Source organism: Lutibacter sp. (assembly GCF_013041805.1).
Lineage (GTDB): Bacteria > Bacteroidota > Bacteroidia > Flavobacteriales > Flavobacteriaceae > Lutibacter.
In genome coordinates, this window is record NZ_JABDRI010000060.1 from 1 (window position 1) to 3112 (window position 3112).

General features: G+C 31.8%; 3 protein-coding genes. 2 read left to right on the forward strand and 1 reads right to left on the reverse strand.

Annotation, left to right across the window (positions count from 1 at the left end):
• Positions 1-53: 53 nt before the first annotated feature.
• Positions 54-974, reverse strand: a complete 921-nt coding sequence (locus HKP59_RS07905; protein WP_291805386.1) for an SPFH domain-containing protein — start codon at positions 972-974, stop codon at positions 54-56.
• Positions 975-1201: 227 nt separating this feature from the next.
• Here HKP59_RS07905 and HKP59_RS07910 point away from each other — a divergent pair, with 227 nt between their 5' ends.
• Together HKP59_RS07910 and HKP59_RS07915 are read left to right on the forward strand one after the other, a co-directional pair.
• Positions 1202-1678: a (2Fe-2S)-binding protein gene (locus tag HKP59_RS07910; RefSeq protein WP_291805388.1), complete on the forward strand. Its 477-nt coding sequence runs from the start codon at positions 1202-1204 to the stop codon at positions 1676-1678.
• Between the two features lie 2 nt (positions 1679-1680).
• Positions 1681-3112, forward strand: a 1432-nt coding sequence (locus HKP59_RS07915) for a molybdopterin cofactor-binding domain-containing protein (RefSeq protein ID WP_291805389.1), incomplete at its 3' end; no start/stop codon positions are given.

Below are 3112 nucleotides of genomic sequence, written 5' to 3' on the forward strand. Positions count from 1 at the left end.
ATATTCTTTAATTGGGTGCGTTTCTAATGTATTTGTAGTTGTTAAAATCATATTTATTTTTTAGTTTTTTTAATGTCTTCATGTGAAGACTCTTGAACTTTATTTGCTGCTACTAAACTAGTAACCATATCATTCAACATACTACTAGCCGCATTTGGATTGTTTGGTAATAAAATTAAATTAGATTTAGTGTCTGATCCAATACTTTGAAGCGTATCGTAATGTTGTGTAATTACAATTAATGCAGAAGCTTCCTGGCTGTTAATACCTGCTCTATTTAATACATCAACACTTTCTTCTAAACCACGTGCAATTTCTCTACGTTGGTCTGCAATACCTTTACCTTGTAAACGTTTACTTTCAGCTTCTGCTTTTGCACGTTCAACAATTAAAATACGTTGTGCATCACCTTCGTGTTGTGCAGCAATTTTTTCACGGTCGGCTGCATTAATTCGGTTCATAGCTATTTTCACTTTTTCATCAGGGTCAATATCTGTTACTAATGCTTTTATAATGTCGTAACCATACTCAAGCATTGCTTCTTTTAGATCGCGTTGTATCGCTAATGCAATTTCTTCTTTCTTTTCAAATACATCATCTAGTATCATTTTAGGAACTTCAGCACGAACTACATCAAAGATAAAAGCTGTAATTTGTTCATGTGGATTTTGAAGTTTATAAAATGCATCGTACACATGATTTTTTCGTATTAAAAACTGAACCGAAATTTTTAAGTGTACAAAAACGTCATCTTGCGTTTTTGTTTCAACAATTACATCTAATTGCTGTACACGTAAACTAACACGACCAGCAACTTTATCTACAATCGGAATTTTAAGTTGTAAACCAGCGCCTCTAATGCTTTGATATTTTCCAAAACGCTCAATTACTGCGTTTGTTTGTTGTTTAACGGTAAATAAACCTGTTACAACAATTAATAATAGAATAAAAATAAAAATATAAGTTCCAACCATTTCTAAAAAAATTTAAAGATTAATACAATAGCTAAAGATACAATGTTTTAAAATTGAATTCAAAGGTTATTGTATCTATTTGTAGTGAAAAAGATAAAAATGTTACACTTGCTAATCAAGAATTAAAAAGCACTTATAAGGCTATTTATAATCGTTTAAAATTAGAAGCTCGTGTTGTGTGTAATTTTTTTAATAGTTAACTTTAAAAGTTATTTAAATATTTTAAAATGAAACAATCAATTAGTTTTAAATTGAATACTAAAAATGTAACTGTTGAGGTTCAAGGAGATGAGTCTTTATTAACAGTTATTCGCACTTATTTAGATGAAACAGGTACTAAATATGGATGTGGTTTGGGAGATTGCGGCGCATGTACTGTTTTAGTTAACAATGAAGTAACACGTTCTTGTATGACTTTTATTGAAGATATAGCAGGTAAAGAAGTAATTACAATTGAAGGAATTGGAACAAGTACTAATTTACACCCAATACAAGAAGCTTTTGTAACAACGGATGCGCTACAGTGTGGTTTTTGTACACCAGGAATGATAATGAATGCATATGGTTTATTATTAAAAAACCAAAACCCTACTCGTGATGAAATTATTACTGCTATGGATGCTAATTTATGCAGATGTGGTTCTTATAATAGAATTATAGAAGCTATTGAAAAAGCCTCAAAACAACTATCTAAAACACAATAATTATGAAACCAGATAAAATTGATGAACTCTATTTTAGTGATGTAAATACACCTATTTCTTTAGATAGAAGAGATTTTCTTAAAAAATTAGGTGGTGGAATTATTGTGGTTTTTTGTTTAGGAAAACTATCATTATTAGAAGGTTGGGGGCAAAATAATGCAGAGGACGCCTTAAACTTTAATGCTTATATTCGTGTAAAAGAAGACGGACGAATAAATTGTTATACAGGTAAAATTGAAATGGGTCAGGGAATTATAACTTCTCTTGCTCAAGTTGTTGCCGATGAATTGGAGGTTCCTATTAGTATGGTTGATATGGTTATGGGAGATACTGAATTATGCCCATATGATGCGGGTACTTGGGGTTCCTTAACAACTCGTTTTGCTGATCCTGTTTTAAGAGCGGCAGCAGCCGAAGCTCGTGAAATATTAATTGATTTAGCTGCAACAAAATTAGAAGTTTCAGAAGCTAATTTAAAACTTGAAAATGGCGTTATTTATGATGCTGAAAATCCATCAAATAAAACAACGTATGCCGAATTAACCAAGGGGAAAAAGATTGTAAAAAATCTTGAAAAGAAACCAGATATAAAAAGAGCAAACGAATTCAAATTAATTGGTAAACCCATCATTAGTACCGATGCAATTGCTAAAGTTACAGGAACTGCAAAATATTCGGGTGATATTAAATTACCCGGAATGATGTATGCAACTGTTGTTAGACCAACTATTGTTGGTTCAAAAAAATTAGAAGTAGATGCTTCTGAATTATCAAGTTTTCCAAACGTTGAATTGATTAATGAAGGTGATTTGGTAGCTGTAGTTCATTCAGACCCTGAAGTTTCATCAAGTGCCGCTAAAAAGGTCAGAGTTTCGTGGGATACTCCTGAACAAAAAATGGACAATGAAACCATTTTTAAGTATTTAGAAGATAATATTTCAAACAGTGATATTTTTGAGGAAGGTGGTTCACTTGAAACAGGAAAAACAAACTCTAATTCAGTTTTAAATGCACAATATCAAGATGGTTACAAGGCACATGCACCTATGGAAACGCATTCTGCAACTTGTTATTTTGAAGATGATAAATTAACTATTTGGACATCTACACAAACACCTTTTGGAACACAAGATCAATTAGCAAAAGCCTTAGAGATTCCAAAAGAAAATGTACACGTAAAACAAATATTTTTAGGTGGAGGTTTTGGAGGAAAAATATACAATCAACAAGCTATAGAAGCAGCTTTAATTGCAAAAAGTTGTAAAAAACCTGTTCAATTGGTGTGGAGTAGAAGAGAGGAATTTATGTACGATAAATTTAGACCAGCGGCTGTTGTGAATGTAACCTCAGGCGTAGATGAAAATGGAAAATTGAATTTATGGGAGTTTGATATTTATTGCGCAGGAACTCGTGGAACAAAATTGTTTTACGATG